The organism is Sutterella massiliensis, from assembly GCF_016899755.1.
GTDB lineage: Bacteria > Pseudomonadota > Gammaproteobacteria > Burkholderiales > Burkholderiaceae_F > Sutterella > Sutterella massiliensis.
This window is the reverse complement of the sequence record NZ_JACJJC010000484.1, coordinates 1-251: the sequence shown is the minus strand read 5'-3', so window position 1 is coordinate 251 and position 251 is coordinate 1. Positions and strand designations below refer to the sequence as shown.

The window sequence follows — 251 nt, the reverse complement described above, 5'->3', positions numbered from 1 at the left end:
CATGGATTCGCGATGTCTACCGCCTGATGAAGAGCGAGACGACAGGCGCCCTCAGACGCGCCTACGAGGCCGAGTTCGGCGAAGCGCTTCTGGAACTGTCTCCGGAAGCGGGGCGCGCGCTCGATCGAATGATTGTCACGGAAGATCTGCTCGATCAGGCTACGGCTGCAGAGAGTCTTAAGCCGCTTTTTGACGAGAAGCCCGACGACATGACGGACGAGCAGTGGTTCGAGATGCGGATTGCTCGCGAC

The 251-nt window shown here is 60.2% G+C and carries 1 protein-coding gene; it reads left to right on the top strand.

The window, feature by feature from the left end; translation table 11 throughout:
- Window positions 1–251: hypothetical protein (locus H6A60_RS13410; RefSeq protein WP_205105354.1), on the top strand; the 251-nt coding region annotated here is incomplete at both ends.